Source organism: Sphaerisporangium corydalis (genome assembly GCF_025506355.1).
Lineage (GTDB): Bacteria > Actinomycetota > Actinomycetes > Streptosporangiales > Streptosporangiaceae > Sphaerisporangium > Sphaerisporangium corydalis.
The window spans coordinates 43,495-59,035 of record NZ_JANZYP010000026.1 but is presented as its reverse complement, the minus strand read 5'-3'; the positions used below and the strand labels follow the sequence as shown (position 1 = coordinate 59,035).

11 protein-coding genes are annotated in these 15,541 nt (G+C 71.5%); 7 read left to right on the top strand and 4 right to left on the bottom strand.

Annotated features, from left to right (window positions below; all coding sequences use genetic code 11):
• The first annotated feature begins 23 nt into the window (after window positions 1-23).
• The 4 genes from NYZ98_RS19320 (at window position 24) to NYZ98_RS19305 (ending at window position 4,712) form a co-directional block, all read left to right on the top strand.
• Window positions 24-2,981 (top strand): glycoside hydrolase family 3 protein, encoded by a 2,958-nt coding sequence (locus NYZ98_RS19320; protein WP_262844214.1) that lies wholly within the window; start codon window positions 24-26, stop codon window positions 2,979-2,981.
• A 265-nt stretch (window positions 2,982-3,246) separates the two neighbouring features.
• Window positions 3,247-4,077: a helix-turn-helix domain-containing protein gene (locus NYZ98_RS19315; protein WP_262844213.1), complete on the top strand. Its 831-nt coding sequence runs from the start codon at window positions 3,247-3,249 to the stop codon at window positions 4,075-4,077.
• Window positions 4,068-4,268 (top strand): DUF397 domain-containing protein, encoded by a 201-nt coding sequence (locus NYZ98_RS19310; protein WP_262844212.1) that lies wholly within the window; start codon window positions 4,068-4,070, stop codon window positions 4,266-4,268. Before NYZ98_RS19315 ends, NYZ98_RS19310 begins: the two co-directional genes overlap by 10 nt.
• Before the next feature lie 192 nt (window positions 4,269-4,460).
• Window positions 4,461-4,712, top strand: coding sequence for a hypothetical protein (locus NYZ98_RS19305; RefSeq protein ID WP_262844211.1), 252 nt, complete (start codon window positions 4,461-4,463; stop codon window positions 4,710-4,712).
• A gap of 57 nt (window positions 4,713-4,769) precedes the next feature.
• On the opposite strand, the gene NYZ98_RS19300 is transcribed toward NYZ98_RS19305, so the two are convergent.
• The 3 genes from NYZ98_RS19300 to NYZ98_RS19290 form a co-directional block, all read right to left on the bottom strand.
• The gene (locus tag NYZ98_RS19300) at window positions 4,770-5,675 is read right to left on the bottom strand and encodes a carbohydrate ABC transporter permease (RefSeq protein ID WP_262844210.1); all 906 of its coding nucleotides are present in this window, start codon (window positions 5,673-5,675) and stop codon (window positions 4,770-4,772) included.
• A 73-nt stretch (window positions 5,676-5,748) separates the two neighbouring features.
• Window positions 5,749-6,687 (bottom strand): ABC transporter permease, encoded by a 939-nt coding sequence (locus NYZ98_RS19295; RefSeq protein WP_262844209.1) that lies wholly within the window; start codon window positions 6,685-6,687, stop codon window positions 5,749-5,751.
• Window positions 6,688-6,852: 165 nt separating this feature from the next.
• On the bottom strand, window positions 6,853-8,562 hold the full coding sequence (locus NYZ98_RS19290) for an extracellular solute-binding protein (protein ID WP_262844208.1): 1,710 nt from the start codon (window positions 8,560-8,562) through the stop codon (window positions 6,853-6,855).
• 385 nt (window positions 8,563-8,947) lie between these two features.
• On the opposite strand from NYZ98_RS19290, the gene NYZ98_RS19285 reads away from it, so the two are divergent.
• From NYZ98_RS19285 to NYZ98_RS19275, 3 genes are all read left to right on the top strand, one after another.
• Window positions 8,948-10,159: an ROK family transcriptional regulator gene (locus NYZ98_RS19285; protein ID WP_262844207.1), complete on the top strand. Its 1,212-nt coding sequence runs from the start codon at window positions 8,948-8,950 to the stop codon at window positions 10,157-10,159.
• A 213-nt stretch (window positions 10,160-10,372) separates the two neighbouring features.
• A complete protein-coding gene (locus tag NYZ98_RS19280) occupies window positions 10,373-13,261 on the top strand; it encodes a glycoside hydrolase family 3 protein (RefSeq protein WP_262844206.1) in 2,889 nt (962 codons plus the stop codon).
• A complete protein-coding gene (locus NYZ98_RS19275; RefSeq protein ID WP_262844205.1) occupies window positions 13,258-14,265 on the top strand; it encodes a LacI family DNA-binding transcriptional regulator in 1,008 nt (335 codons plus the stop codon). The genes NYZ98_RS19280 and NYZ98_RS19275 overlap by 4 nt, the downstream gene beginning before the upstream one ends.
• Before the next feature lie 4 nt (window positions 14,266-14,269).
• Here NYZ98_RS19275 and NYZ98_RS19270 read toward each other — a convergent pair whose 3' ends face one another.
• Complete coding sequence (locus NYZ98_RS19270) at window positions 14,270-15,445, bottom strand: low temperature requirement protein A (RefSeq protein WP_262844204.1); 1,176 nt, start codon at window positions 15,443-15,445, stop codon at window positions 14,270-14,272.
• Window positions 15,446-15,541: the final 96 nt, after the last annotated feature.

The window sequence follows — 15,541 nt, the reverse complement described above, 5'->3', positions numbered from 1 at the left end:
CACCCACCTGACCTGGAGGCGCAATGTCCCTGCGACGACCGTTATGGCTCGCGGCCGTCTTCGGCCTGCTCATCACGTTGCTGGCGGTCCCCGCCAGAGCGGCCGCAGACCTTCCGTTCCGCGACCCCGCCCTGCCGTTGAACACCCGGATCGACGACCTCATAGGACGGCTCACCCTCACCGAGAAGATCTCCCTGCTCCACCAGTACCAGCCCGCCATCCCGCGCCTCGGCATCGGCCTGTTCAAGACCGGCACCGAGGCGCTGCACGGGGTCGCCTGGTCGACGAACATCGACGACGGCGGCAACGTCGTCACGGCCAAGGGCACCGTCTTCCCGCAGGCGGTGGGCCTGGCGAGCACCTGGGACACCGAGCTGGTCAAGCGGGTCGGCGCGGCCGTCGGAAACGAGGCCAGGGGCTTCAACGCCGTGAACCCGAGGGTCTGGGGCCTGAACCTGTGGGCGCCGGTCGTGAACCTGCTGCGCGACCCGCGCTGGGGCCGCAACGAGGAGGGCTACTCCGAGGACCCGGCCCTCACCGGCGCGATCTCCGTCGCCTACGGCTCGGGCATCGAGGGCGACGACCCCGACCACCTCAGGGCCGCCCCCACGCTCAAGCACTACCTCGCCAACAACAACGAGGTGCGCAGGGACACCACCTCCTCCAGCCTGCGGCCCCGCGTGGAGCAGGAGTACGACCAGGCCGCGTTCAGGCCGGCCATCGCGGCCGACGCCGCCACCGGGGTCATGGCCTCCTACAACCTGGTCAACGGGCGCCCGGCCACGGTCAACCCCGACCTGAACGACGTGGCGCGGTCGTGGACCTCCCGGGCGCTGCTCAACGTCACCGACGCGGGCGCGCCGAACAACCTGACCGGCTCGCAGGCCTACTACCCGGCCCTCGCCGAGGCCGACGCCGCCGCGCTCAAGGCCGGCATCGACAGCTACACGACCGACAACACCGACGCGGGCCCGACCACGACGGCCATCACCACGGCCCTGGCCCAGGGCCTGCTCAAGAAGTCCGACGTCGACACCGCCGTCCGGCACATCCTCGCCGTCCGCTTCCGGCTCGGCGAGTTCGACCCGGGCGGCGGCCCGTACGGCGGGATCGGCAAGGAGGCGATCGACACCCCGCAGCACCGGAGCCTCAACCGCCAGACCGCCGCCGAGGCCATGGTGCTGCTGAAGAACGCGGGCGCCACCCTGCCCCTCGGCGCCTCGGCCAGGAAGGTCGCGGTCATCGGCCCGCTTGAGAAGACCCTGTACACCGACTGGTACTCCGGCGAGATGCCCTACCGCGTCACCCCGCTGGAGGGGATCAAGGAGCGGCTCGGCCCTGGTGGCACGGTCACCGACACCGAGGGGGCGGACCGCATCGCGCTCAAGGACGTGGCCACCGGCAGGTACGTGACCGCGGGTACCGGCACGGGCGCGGTGCTCAAGGAGGGCGCGACGACGGCCGGCGACACCGAGAGGTTCGACGCCTTCGACTGGGGCCAGGGCATCCTGACCCTGCGCAGCGCCGCCAACGGCAAGTACGTCGGCTACAACTGGTCGAACTTCGTCAACGACCAGGACCAGCCCAACGGGTGGTTCGTCCAGCAGCAGTTCAAGCTGGAGCCTCAGCCCGACGGCACCCAGCTCCTGCGGTACGCCGGGTACGAGACCGCCTACGACTGGTTCGGCCCGAACAAGTACCTCAAGGCGGACGCGGACGGCACCCTGGTCCTCACCACGGCCGACCAGGCCGCCAGGTTCGCCAAGGAGACCGTGGCGAGCGGCGTGGACGCGGCCGTCGCGGCGGCCAAGGGCGCGGACGTGGCGGTGGTCGTGGTCGGCAGCATGCCGTTCATCAACGGCCGCGAGGACCACGACCGCACGGACATGAACCTCGCCGAGGGCCAGGAGGCCCTGGTCAAGGCGGTGCGGAAGGCCAATCCGCGCACGGTGGTGGTGCTGGAGAACAGCTACCCGGCGACCATCGGATGGGAGCAGGCCAACGTCCCGGCGATCCTGTGGACCACGCACGCCGGCGCCGAGACCGGGCACGCCCTTGCCGACGTGCTCTTCGGCGACGCCAACCCGGCCGGCCGCCTGACGCAGACCTGGCCGCGGTCGGCGGCCGATCTGCCGGACAACCTCGACTACGACATCGTGAAGACCCGCGCGACCTACCTGTACTCCACGGCCAGGCCGCTCTACCCGTTCGGCCACGGCCTGAGCTACACGACCTTCGGATACCAGGACCTGCGGCTGGCCGCCGGCCCGGTACGGCCGGACGGGAGGGTCGAGGCGAGCGTCAAGGTGACCAATACCGGCCGGGTCGCCGGTGACGAGGTCGTCCAGCTCTACACCCACCAGCGGTCCTCGCGGGCCGTCCAGCCGGAGAAGCAGCTCCGCGCGTTCCGGCGGGTCCATCTCGCCGCCGGGCAGAGCAAGACGGTCACGCTGTCGTTCAGGGCCGCCGACCTGGCGCTGTGGGACGTCACCCGCGGCCGGTGGGTCGTCGAGCGGTCCGCGCACGACGTGATGGTGGGCGGCTCCTCCGACGACGTGCGCCGGCGCGCGACGCTGGAGGTCCAGGGGGAGACGATCCCCGCCCGGGACCTGTTCCGGGTCACCCGCGCCGCCGGCTTCGACGACTACCAGGGCGTCGAGCTCGTCGACGAGACCAAGGCCTCCGGCGACGCCGTCGGCGGGACCGCGACCGGTGACTGGATCTCGTTCGCGGGGGCCGACCTCGGCCGGGGCGCCACCGGCCTGCGGGCCGGGGTCGCCGCGACGGCGGCCGGGCGCATCGAGGTCCGTCTCGGCTCGCCGGCCGGACGGCTCCTCGGCACCGCCACGGTGCCGGCGACCGGGGACGTCCGCTCCTATGTGACGGTGACCGCCCCGCTGGCCAGGACCGGCGGCGTGCACGACGTCTACCTCGTCTTCACCGGCGACGTCCGCGTCAGGGACTTCGCCCTGACCAGGTAGCCCGTCCCGGCCCGCCGGCGGAACGGCGCCACGCCTCGCACGAGGCGGGCGCCGTTCCCGCCGTCGTGCCGGATGAGGCCGTCACCCGGGGCGGGGTGAGGTGCTGGGGTGGATCGGTCTTCCCGACGCGTGCCTGGAGTCATGATTTCTTGCCCCAAGGCTTGATGCGGGGCATTACGCTTGGTAGCGAATTGACTACGGAATGACTCCGGAGTTGTTCTGACGTCAGTGAGTCAGGTCTGGCCAGGTGTCGCGAGGGGACCTCATGACCAAAATGATCGACATCGACCCCGACGAGTCGCCGCGTGCTCGGTTCGCCTACGAGCTCCGCCGCCACCGTCTGGCGGCGGAGCTCACCCAGAAGCAGCTCGCCCGGCGCATCGGTTTCTCCACCAGCGCCGTCGCCATGGTCGAGACGTCCAAGTTCCGGCCGTCGGAGCGCTTCGCCGAGCTGTGCGACCAGGTCTTCGGGCTGGACGGCGTGATGGCGCGCCTCTACGCCGAGGTCTGGCCGCCGCCGCCCCCCGTCCCGGCACACTTCCGTGACTGGGCGGTGGAGGAGCAGCGCGCCACCGCCCTGCGGTTCTGGGCCCCGCTGCTGGTGCCCGGCCTCTTACAGACCGAGGACTTCGCCCGGCAGGTGCTCTCGCGCCTGCCGGGCACCAGCCCCGAGCAGGTGGAGGAACGGGTCAGGGGGCGGATGCAGCGCAAGGCGATCCTGTCCCGCGACAACCCGCCGACGGTGACGACCTTGATCGACGAAGGGGTCCTGCACCGTCCGATCGGCGGGCCCGCGGTGATGCGCGAGCAGATGGAGCACCTCCTGGAGATGGCCAGGCGCCCCAAGGTGACGGTCCAGATCGTCCCCTACGGCGCCGAGGCGCTGTCCGGGCTGAGCGGGGCCTTCACCATTGCCGAGATGCGGGGGAATCCGTATACGGTGCGAGTGGAGTCCCAGCCGTGGGGGCGAACGGTGGCCGACAGGGGCACGATCGCGGAGCTGATCGGCTGCTTCGACGCCATCCGCGCCGACGCCTACCCCCAGCACCTTTCGTGCAAGATGATCGAGGAAGTGGTGAAGCAGAAGTGGACCTGAGCGGCGCGCTGTGGCGTAAGTCCAGCCGGTCCGGGAGCGACGGCGGCGAGTGCGTCGAGGTCGCGACCAACCTGCCCGGGGTCGTCGCGCTCCGCGACTCCAAGCACCGCCAGGGTCCCTCGCTGGTGCTCTCGCCGGGCGAGTGGCGGGCGTTCCTCGGCGGCGTCCGGCGCGGCACGTTCGGCCACTGACCCCGCGGCCGCCTGGCCCCGCCGCGCCCGGTCCCGGGTGCGGCGGGCCAGAAGGCCGTGGCCGCGCGACCGCCCGTCTTCTTAACAAACGCGTACGGAGAGCATCAATTGTGCGTCTGGGAACCCCTGGCGGGGAGTCCCCTCCCACCCTTCCTGGGTAACCCGGTAGAAAGCAGACCGGGAAGGAAGATCATGGCTGAATGCGAAGTATGCGGCAATGATTACGATATGAGCTTTGAAGTGCATGCCACCGGTGGGGGCGTGCACACGTTCGACAGCTTCGAGTGCGCGATCCAGGCCATGGCACCCTCGTGCGAGCACTGCGCGTGCCGGATCATCGGCCACGGCGTCGAGGCGAACGGCCACTGGTACTGCTGCGCCCACTGCGCCAGGGAGAAGGGCGTCTCCCAGCTCGTCGACCGCGTCGGGGCCGCCGCCCACTGACCTCGCCCGCCGGCCCGGCCCGTGAGCCGCCCACCGGCGGCCCCTCATCATGCCCGCTCAGCCCTTGACCGCGCCGATGATCACTCCCTTGGTCAGGTGGCGCTGCACGAACGGGTAGATGAACAGGACGGGGACCAGCGCGACCACGACGATGGACATCTGGATGGCCAGGCTGGGCGGCAGCGCCTCCCCGGCGATGGTGGCGCTGGTCTGCCCGGTGACCAGCGACTGCCCCTGCAGCACGTACTGCCGCAGGACGACCTGCAGTGGCCACTTGGCGTTGTCGTTCAGGTACAGGACCGCGTTGAAGAACGCGTTCCAGTAGCCGACCGCGTAGAACAGGCCGATCACCGCCACGACGCCCTTGGACATGGGCAGCACGATCCGCCACAGGATGCGGAAGTCCCCGGCGCCGTCGATGCGCGCGCTGTCGGTCACCTCGCCGGGGATGTTCATGAAGAACGCCCGCATGACCACCAGGTTGAACGCCGTGACCGCGGAGGGCAGGATCAGCGACCAGTAGCTGTCGATGAGCCCGAGCGAGCTGACCAGCAGGTAGTTCGGGATGATGCCGGGCCCGAACAGGAACGTCAGCAGGACCATGAACAGCAGCGGCCGGTGGAACAGCGACCCGGGCCGCGACAGCCCGTACGCGGCCAGCACCGTCGTGACCAGGCTGATGGCCGTGCCCACGGTCGTGACGCCGAGGCTGACCAGGACGGCCCTGGTCACCACCCCGCCGGCGAACAGCTCCTGGTAGGCGCCGATCGACAGCTCACCCGGCACCGAGACGAGCCCGCCGGCCCGGGTGACGGTGTCCTGGGTGGACAGGCTGGTGAGCACGACCATGTAGATGGGGAACACGACGCTCACCACGATGAGCGTCAGGACGGTGCCCTTGACCAGCCGTCCGGCCAGGCTCGGCCGCTCGTCCCAGACCGGCCGGGACGTGAACGCGGTCATGGCCGCCGCCCCGGGCCGTCGCACGGTGCCGTCATCGTCGCTCCTGCCGTCCCGTCGGGATCGCGTGAGGTCGTCATGATCGCCGGTAGATCCCCTGCTCGCCGAACCGGTGGGCCACCTTGTTGGCGACCAAAATGAGCAGCAGCCCGACCAGGCCCTTGACCAGGCCGGCCGCCGCGCCGTAGCTCCACTCGCCGGTGGTCAGCGTCCGCCAGTACACGAAGGTGTCCAGCACCTCGGCCGCTTCCCTGCCCACCGCGTCGCGCTGGAGGAAGAACTGCTCGAAGCCCACGTTGAGCGCGTCGCCCAGGCGCAGGATCAGCAGCAGGATGATCACCGGGCGCAGGCCGGGCAGGGTGATGTGCCACATCCGCCGCCACCGGCCGGCGCCGTCGACCGCCGACGCCTCGTACAGGTTCTGGTCGATCGCCGCCAGCGCGGCCAGGAAGATGATCGTCCCCCATCCCGCGTCCTTCCAGACCGACTCGCCGGTCACCAGCAGCAGGAACGTGCCGGGGTCGGTCATCAGGTCGATGCCCTGGCGGCCGTGGTCGCGCAGGATCTGCGAGATCAGCCCGGCCCCGCCCAGCATCTGCTGGAACAGCGTCACGACCAGCACCCACGAGAAGAAGTGCGGCATGTAGACGACGGCCTGGATCATCAGCCGCAGCCGGGGGCGCACGACGCTGTCCAGCAGGATCGCCAGGACGATCGGGATCGGGAAGTAGAAGATGAGCTGGAAGGTCGTGATGCCCAGGGTGTTGAGCGTCGCGTCCCAGAAGCTCTGGTCCTGCAGGAGCCACTGGAAGTTGGCCAGGCCGATGAACGGGCTGTCCTTGATCCCGACGTACGGCGAGTAGTCCTGGAAGGCGATGACGTTCCCGAGCAGGGGGACGTAGTGGAAGACCAGCAGCAGACCGGCCGCCGGCAGCGTCATCAGCAGAAGGGGCCAGTCGCGCCTCAGGCGGGTGCGGAACGGCTTTGGGGCAGCAATCGCCCGCCTTCCGGTCATGTTTCCGGTGGTCCGGCTTGCCTTGGAGGTCCTCTTGCGGACATTGTTGGGGGTGCCGGTCCCGGCGGGTGAGGTCAGGTCACCCGCCGGGCCGGTTCCCGCGTCCCTTCTCAGCACGCGGGCCGCCCGGTTCCCGGGGGCTCCGCGACGCCTCGGCGCGCGACTCTAGGCACGGCCGTTGTCCCGCAGGACCTTCATGTAGAAGTCGCGGGCCTCGTCGCCGCCGTCCTGCCGCCACTCCGCGGCGATCTGCTTGATGTCGCTCACCGGACGGCGCCCCCGCATGACGTCGGTGAACTTGTCCTCGGTGGGGATCTGCAGGCCGGACATCCGGGAGGGCCGCTGGTGCCGGATGCCGTCCAGCGGGGTCTTCTGGATGTGGGGGAAGCTGGCGTTCTGCCACTCCAGGTTGCCCTTGACGGCGTCGGGGAACATGACGTAGTCGGCCACGATGGGCCGGCCGCCGAGGAACACGTAGCTGGGCTGCGCCTCCTTGCGCCCGAGCTCGGTGAACTGCGGCACGCCGTCGGTGTCGCGGGTGAAGTGCTTGCCCTCGACGCCGTAGGTCGCGAGCTCGTACTCCTTGGTGCCGAACGGCGCGGCGCACCAGTTGAGGATGCCGAGGATCTCCTGCATCTTCGCGGCGCCGAGGCCCTTCTTGACGAAGGTGAAGATCCCCGCCGGGCTGTTGTGGTACATGATCGGCGTGCTGCCGTCGCTGGAGAACAGGGGGACGGCCCCGATCGCGAAGTCCGGGTTCCTGCCGCGGTGCTGCTGCAGGAGCTCCTTCCAGGCCCCGAGGCCGTCGCGGTAGAAGATGATCTGACCGGAGGCGAAGAGGTCCTTCTCGTTGGCGCCCTTGCTGCTGACGACGCTCGGGTGGATCAGTTTCTCCGCGAACAGCTTCCGCATGAAGATGATCATCTGTTCCCACTCGGGCGTCTCGTACTTGAAGACGAGCTTGCCGCCCTCGTACCGCCACTCCTGCGGGACCTTGAAGATGGGCCACACCATCTCGTGGATGTCGCCGAACGCCCAGCGCTTGGCCTTCGGGTCGGTGATCGTCTTGCCCAGCTCGTACAGCTCGTCGGCGGTCGTGGGCAGCGCCCAGCCGCTGTTGGCGTCGAAGATGTCCTTGCGGTAGAGCAGGGCGAACGGGTACGGCTCGGTGGGGAACGGCACCGCCATCAGCTTGCCGTTGAACACCGAGAACGCCCAGGCCGCGCTGGGCAGGTTGGCCAGCATCGGGAAGGCCTTGACCTTGTCACCCTGAAGGTAGGGGGTGAGGTCCTCGAAGGCCTTGTCGACGGCGAGGTTGAAGTCCGCCATCTTCTCGATCTCCCACTGGGGGATGACCATGATCTCGGGGATGTCGCCGGCCGCGAGCCGGGCGGTCGCCTTGTCGGCGTAGGTGTTGCCGTCGGCGATCTGGAACTCGATGGTCGCGCCGATGTCGGCGTTGCACGCCTGGAAGTAGGCGTTGTCGGCCAGGCCGGGCGGCGGCGGGCCCCACAGGGGGGTCATGGCCTTGTAGGCGCCGCCCTTGCCGGCCGGACCCGTGATCCCGTCGGCGAGGTTCGCCGGATATTTCAGGAAGCCGCCGCCGACGTCGGGCACCCCGGGCAGGGTGGAGACGGTGCCGGGGATGTCGGGCGTGACGGCCTTGAACGGCAGGTAGGACGGGGTGAGCGACTTCAGCTTGTCGGCCGCGGCGGCGGTGGCGCCTCCGCTGCCGGGCTTGCGCCCGGCCGGGGGGGCGCACGCGCCCAGCAGGCCGCCTCCGGCGAGCGCGGCGGCGCCGAGGCCGGCCAGCCGGAGGAATCCCCGGCGGCCGGGGCCGGGCGCGGCGGCCGTGAGGTCCGGGCCGCCGCTCACGGCGCGGTCCCTTCGCGGGGGAGTGCGGCGGGCGGCGCGGTCATGACGCGCTCCCCTGGCCGGGGCGGGCGGCGGGCGTGGGACTGTGGTCAGGTTGTCTCACGGCACGTTCCTTCGTTCGGGTTCTGCGGTGCGGTCGTCAAGGGTGTCGGGAGAGGCGGGCTCCGGGGTAGAGTTAGTTCGTCTTTCGACCAAACAAATTAGTCGAGGGTGACCGGCGCCACAAGGGAGGCCCGGCGGCGTTCGCCCGGGTTGCGGTCACAGATTGATGACGTGGGCCGGTGACGGCACGCGTGACGAGGGAGCGCAGAGGGCGAGGCATGACCACCTGCTCGGCGATGCGGCATGATGAGCCCACCGGGGTTCAGCGGGAACGGGGCTGATTTTGATCAACACGCACACCGGCCCTCAACCGGCGGACTTCGCCGACGTCAGGGCCACCAACCTCGCGGTCGTCCTGCGCTTCGTCCGGGAGAACGCGCCGTGCTCGCGCGCGGACATCGCGGCCTCCACCGGCCTGAACAAGGCGACGGTGTCGAGCCTGGTCGCCGACCTCATCGACCGCCGCATGCTGCGCGAGACCGGGCTCACCGAGAACCGCGTCGGCCGGCCCGCGACGATGCTGGTCCTCGACGGCTCCCCCTACGCCGCGATCGGCCTCGAGGTGAACGTCGACTACCTCACCGCCGTGGCCGTCGACCTCGCGGGCACCGAGCTGCTGTCGTGGCGCCGCTCCTTCCCCGGCGCGACCGCGACGCCCAACCAGGCGGTCGCCGCCGTGGCCGCGCTCGCCCGCCGCGTGCTGAACCGCATGGGCAAGGAGGCCCGCCAGGTCCTCGGCATCACCGTCGCGGTGCCCGGCCTGGTCGACGTGGACGGCTCGGTGCGCATCGCGCCGAACCTCGGCTGGCGCGACGTCGACCTCGCCGGCGACCTGGCCAAGGCGCTGCGCGACCCCGGCTTCCCGGTCCTGGTCGACAATGACGCGAACCTCGCCGCGCTCGCCGAGCACCGCTTCGGCGCGCACGGCGGCGCCGAGAACCTCGTCTACCTCACCGGCGAGGTCGGCGTCGGGGCCGGCGTCATCCTGGACGGCCGGCTGCGCCGCGGCGGGCTGGGGTTCGCGGGGGAGATCGGCCACATCCAGATCGACCCCTCGGGGCCGGAGTGCCGCTGTGGCCGCCGGGGCTGCCTTGAGGCCGTCGCGGGCATCGGCGCCGTACTGAAGGACACCGCGCCGGACGCCACGCCCGCCGAGCTGGAGCCGGAGGTCGACGAGGTCGTACGGCTCGCGGAGGGCGGGGACGCCGCCACGCTCGCCACGCTCACCGCCATCGGCGCGAACCTGGGCAGAGGCGTCGCGATCATCGCCAACGTGCTCAACCCGGAGGTCGTCGTCCTCGGCGGGTACTACGTCGCGCTCGCGCCGTGGGTGCTGCCCGCCGCCCAGGACGAGCTCGCGCTCCGCAGTTTCGCGCCGGACTCGGGGGGCACGCGGCTGGTCGCCTCCGCGCTCGGATACGGGGCCGCGGCCCTCGGCGCGGCGGCCCGGCTCCTCGACTCGATCGACTCCGGCCGGCTGCCCGCTCACGGCTGACCGGGTACGAAAAGGGCTCTTGACCCGAGGCCCGCAAAGCGGCACTCTTCTGGAGAACCCCGGATGTAACACCGCTGAAATCTTCGTATACACCGTCGAAGCGCTTCGACAGCCTCTCGCACGTCAGAAGCGTCGAAGCGCTTCGACGGCCCAGAGACGCTCGACGTCGACGCGCTTCGATACGCCCCCCGGTGAGCGAAGGATGGTTCCCAGATGAACGAACCGGTGCCCGGCACCTTCCGCGACCCCGGCCGGCCGATCGCGGCCCGGATCGCCGACCTGCTCGGCCGGCTCACCGTCGAGGAGAAGCTCGGCCTGCTGCACCAGTACCAGGCGGCGGTGCCCCGCCTCGGGATCGGCGCCTTCCGCACCGGCACCGAGGCCCTGCACGGCCCGGCGTGGCTCGGGCCCGCGACCGTCTTCCCCCAGGCGATCGGGCTGGCGAGCACCTGGGACCCCGACCTGGTGCGGAGCGTCGGCGCGGCCACCGGCGACGAGGTCGTGGCGTTCCACCGCAAGGACCCCGCGGCCGCCGGGCTCAACGTCTGGGCCCCCGTGGTGAACCCGCTGCGCGACCCCCGGTGGGGGCGCAACGAGGAGGGGTACTCCGAGGACCCGTGGCTGACCGGCGTGATGGGCACCGCCTACGCTAGGGGACTGCGCGGCGACCACCCGACGCTCAAGACCGCGCCCACGCTCAAGCACTTCCTGGCGTACAACAACGAGTCCGACCGGTGCGTCACCTCCAGCAACCTGCCGCCCAGGGTGCTGCACGAGTACGAGCTGAAGGCGTTCCGCCCGGCGATCGCGGCCGGCGCCGCCGTCTCCCTGATGCCGTCCTACAACCTGGTCAACGGCCGCCCCGCGACGCTGAGCCCGCTGATCAACGACGTCGTGCGGTCGTGGACCGACGAGGACCTGCTGGTGGTCAGCGACGCCCACGCGCCCGCGAACCTGACCGGCTCCCAGGCCTACTACGCCGACCCCGCCGAGGCCTGCGCCGCCGCCGTCAGGGCGGGGCTCGACAGCTTCACCCAGGACGACGACCGGCCGGGGGACACGCTGCGCCACCTGCGGACCGCGCTGGACCGCGGCCTGCTGACCGAGGCCGACGTCGACACCGCCGCCCGCCACGCGCTGGCGATCCGCTTCCGGCTCGGCGAGTTCGACCCCGGCACGCCCTATGACGACATCACCGAGGCGGTCGTCAACCGTCCCGAGCACCAGGCGCTGGCGCGGCGGGCCGCCGCGCAGTCGATCGTGCTGCTGAAGAACGACGGCATCCTGCCGCTGGGCGAGCCCTCCCGGGTCGCGGTCATCGGGCCGCTCGCCGACACCCTCATGGAGGACTGGTACAGCGGCACCCTGCCGTACGCGGTGACGGCGCACGCCGGGCTCGCCGAGCGGTGCGTGACGGAGTTCCATGAAGGCGTCGACCGGGTCGCCCTGCACGCGCCCGGCGGCCTGGTGACGGCCGGGCAGGACTTCGGCGGCGCGCCCCTGGCGGTGGGCGCCGCCCCCGATCCGAGGCTCACGTGGTTCGACCTGTTCGACTGGGGCGGCGGCGCGTACGCCCTGCGTGCGGTCGCCAACGGCAGGTACGTGACCGCGGGCGACGACGGGGTGCTGGTGAACGACCAGCCCGGCCCGAACGGCTGGGAGGTGCGCCAGACCTTCCGCCTGGACGAGCGGCCCCGAGGGACCGTGGTCCTGCGCCACATCTCCACCGGCCACCACGTCGGGCTGGTGGACGGGACGCTGCGGCTGACCGGCGACCCGGACGCGGCGGCCGTCCTGACCATGGAGCTGGTCGAGAGCGGCGCCCAGGCCGCCGCCGAGCTGGCCGCGGGCGCCGACGTCGCCATCGTGGTCGCCGGGGACCACCCGCTGGTCAACGGCAGGGAGACCGAGGACAGGACCGGCCTCGGGCTGCCGCCGGCCCAGGAGGCGCTGCTGCGGGCCGTGCACGCGGCCAATCCCGCCACCGTGCTGGTCATCAGCAGCGGCTACCCGTTCGCGGTGACCTGGGCCGAGGACAACGTGCCCGCCATCCTGTGGTCCTCGCACGGCGGCCAGGAGTACGGCCACGCGCTCGCCGGGGTGCTGTTCGGCGACGAGGACCCCGGAGGCCGGCTGACCCAGACGTGGTACCGCTCGGCGCGCGAGCTGCCCGACCTGTTCGACTACGACATCATCGCCACCGACTCGACCTACCTGTACTACCGGGGCACCCCTCTGTACCCCTTCGGCCACGGCCTCAGCTACACCCGGTTCACCTACTCCGACCTGTCGCTCTCGCACACGACCGCCGGGCCGGGCGACGTCCTGACGGTGCGGGTCACCGTCGCCAACACCGGGGAGCGGCCGGGCAGCGAGGTCGTCCAGCTCTACACCCACCAGCGGCGCTCGCGGGTCAAGCAGCCGTTGCGCCAGCTCAGGGGCTTCGAGCGCGTGCGGCTCGCCCCCGGGGAGAGCCGGGTGGTGACCATGGCCGTGGACATCGAGGACCTGGCGTTCTGGGACGTCACACGGGGCAGGTTCGTCGTGGAGGAGGCGCCGCACAAGGTGCAGGTGGGCCGGTCGGCCCGCGACATCCGGCTGAGCGCGCGCTTCACGGTGGCCGGCGAGCGCGTCCCCGCCCGCGATCCCTACGCCCGCCCTCTGGACGCGGCCGACAACGACGAGTACGACGGAATCGTGCTGTGCGACGCCGCGAGAGCGGCCGGCGACGCGGTCCGGGGGACCGACGCCGGCGGGTGGATCGCCTTCCGGGAGGTGGGCTTCCTGGACGGCGCCGCGTCGTGCGCGCTGACGGTCGCCAGCAGCGAGGGCGGCGTGCTGACCCTGCGGCTCGGCGACCCGCTCTTCGGCACGGTCGTCGGCGCGGTCTCGGTGGCGCCGTCGATGGACCGGTACGATCTCGTGACCGTCGGCTGCCCGCTCGCCGGCGCCGCCGGAACGCATGATCTGTACGTCGTCTTCGAGAACGCGGGGGTCACGGTGAGCCGGCTGGAGTTCACGCCGGTGGCCGCCGTGCCGGTCGCGCCGGAGACGGCGCCCGCGCGGGAGGCCGCGCACGGAGTCACGGGGGGCGCTCGTTGAGAACGGTCACCATCACCGACGTCGCCAAGCACGCGGGCGTCGCGGTGAGCACCGTGTCGTACGTGCTGAGCGGCAAGCGGGCGATCTCCGCGACCACCAGCCAGCGCGTGATGCGCAGCGTGCGCGCGCTCGGCTACCACCCGAACGCGGGCGCGCGTGCGCTCGCCAGCAAGCGGTCGAACGTGATCGCGCTGGTCCTGCCGCTGCGGGCGGGCATGCACCTGCCCGTCCTGATGCAGTTCGCCACCTCGGTGGTGACCACGGCGCGGCAGTTCGACCACGATGTGCTGCTGATGACCGCCGACGAGGGGCCGGACGGGCTCCGCCGGGTCGCCGCGAGCGCCCTGGTGGACGGCATGGTGCTGATGGACGTGGAGATCCACGACCCGCGCGTGCCGCTGCTGCGCGAGCTCGGGGAGCCGAGCGTGCTGATCGGGTTCCCCGCGGACGCCTCCGGGCTGACCTGCGTGGACCTCGACTTCGCCCGCGCGGGCGCCGCCTGCGCCGACCACCTCGCCTCGCTCGGCCACCGGGAGATCGCGCTGCTCGGCGCGCCGAACGTCGTCTACAAGCGCGGCACCGGGTACGCCGAGCGGACCATGGAGGGCTTCGTCGAGGCGGGCAGGACGCACGGTGTGACGACGATCGCCTCGCCCTGCGAGGAGGGGTTCGACGAGGTGTGCGCGACCGTCAGGGACCTGCTGGAGCGGCATCCGGGGCTGTCGGGGCTGGTCGTGCACAACGAGGCGGCGACCGGGCACGTGCTGGGCGCCCTGCGGGTGCTGGGCAGGCGGGTGCCCGAGGACGTGTCGGTGATGGCCATCTGCCCCGACGACGTGGCCGAGCGGGCCAGCCCGCCGCTGACGTCGGTGCTCATCCCGGCCGCCGACGTCGGCTACCAGGCCGTGCGGCTGCTGATGGCCAAGCTGGAGGGTGTCGCGGTCCCCGACTCGACGCTGCTCGAACCGCGTCTCGCCATCCGGCAGAGCACCAGGGGCCGCTGACCGCTCAGGCCGTCACCTGTCCTTCGGCGGGGACGGCCTGGGTCCGGCGGTGCTCGGCCGCCAGGGCGGCGGCGAACAGGACGACGAGGGCCGCGAGCTGGGCGACGGCGGCCCACAGGCCCAGCACGATCGTGACGGGGGCCAGGACGGCGACCGCGAGGCGGAGGGGGCGCGCGGTCAGGCCGAGGACCCTGCGGTACAGCGTGTCGCCCGCCAGGTAGAGCGTGACGCCGAGGGCCAGGGCGATGGCCGGGGCAAGGTGCATGTGGTCGAGGGGGTGGCCGAGCGCCTTCTTCACCCCCGCCGCGACGCCGACGATCCCGAGCAGCAGCGGTATGTGGGCGTAGAAGTAGGCGCCGAGGATGAGCCGGGTGCGGCGCACCACCTCGGCGCGCAGGAGGGCGTGCTCGGCGGCCACGTCGTCATCGCGGCCGAAGTAGCTCCACCACAGGCACGCCGCGAGGGCCAGCCCGAGGGTGGCCGCGAGCAGCAGCCCGGGGTCGACCTGGCCGTGCGCCCCGATGCCGATGGCCACGACCGACTCGCCGAGCGCGACGATCACCAGCAGGCCGTGCCGCTCGACGATGTGCGCCGGATGCAGCGAGAAGCCCTTCTGCCCGATGAAGTACGGGCTGCCCCAGAGCAGCACCATGGCCACCGCCCACAGCAGGTAGATCAGGGGGCCGTCGACCAGGCCGGCGGCGAACAACAGCGCCGTGGCCGCCAGGTTGAACGGCACCACGCGGACGAACGAGGCGGTGGCCTGGAAGTACAGCCCCGAGTGGACCAGCACGATGATCAGGTAGCCGAGCGCGAAGGCCCAGCCGCCGCCGTCGAAGGCCGTGGGGATGGCCAGCGCCATGATGAGGAACCCGGCCATGCCCAGCAGGATGAGCACCCGGCGGGCGGGACGGCTCGGCGGGATCGCGTTGGTCAGCCAGGCGTACCCCGAGTACATCCACCAGATGACGCCGAACACCAGCAGGACCCGCAAAGCGCCCTCGGCCGGGCTGCCGTGCGCCTCGGCGCCGTCGGCGAACCCGTCCACCAGCAGTGTGGTGAGCTGGGTGACCACGAAGACGAAGACGAGGTCGAAGAACAGCTCGAGCGTGGAGACGCGGAGCTCTTGATCGGGGGAGACGGGCGCGACGCTCTCCGCGAACCAGCTGGGCAGGCGCATGTGCCCATCTTTGTGGTCCGATCCGGAAATAGGGGTATCGGTTCGCGTCGGGCGGAAGTGTTCCCGCCGCGCGGGGCGGCCCTCACCCTGAGGGCC

What these genes read in the sequence shown, in the direction of transcription:
- NYZ98_RS19320 (WP_262844214.1), top strand. Translation starts at nt 24, where the DNA reads ATGTCCCTGCGACGACCGTTATGGCTCGCGGCCGTCTTCGGCCTGCTC.
- NYZ98_RS19315 (WP_262844213.1), top strand. Translation starts at nt 3,247, where the DNA reads ATGACCAAAATGATCGACATCGACCCCGACGAGTCGCCGCGTGCTCGG.
- NYZ98_RS19305 (WP_262844211.1), top strand. Translation starts at nt 4,461, where the DNA reads ATGGCTGAATGCGAAGTATGCGGCAATGATTACGATATGAGCTTTGAA.
- NYZ98_RS19300 (WP_262844210.1), bottom strand. Translation starts at nt 5,675, where the DNA reads ATGACCGCGTTCACGTCCCGGCCGGTCTGGGACGAGCGGCCGAGCCTG.
- NYZ98_RS19295 (WP_262844209.1), bottom strand. Translation starts at nt 6,687, where the DNA reads ATGACCGGAAGGCGGGCGATTGCTGCCCCAAAGCCGTTCCGCACCCGC.
- NYZ98_RS19280 (WP_262844206.1), top strand. Translation starts at nt 10,373, where the DNA reads ATGAACGAACCGGTGCCCGGCACCTTCCGCGACCCCGGCCGGCCGATC.
- NYZ98_RS19270 (WP_262844204.1), bottom strand. Translation starts at nt 15,445, where the DNA reads ATGCGCCTGCCCAGCTGGTTCGCGGAGAGCGTCGCGCCCGTCTCCCCC.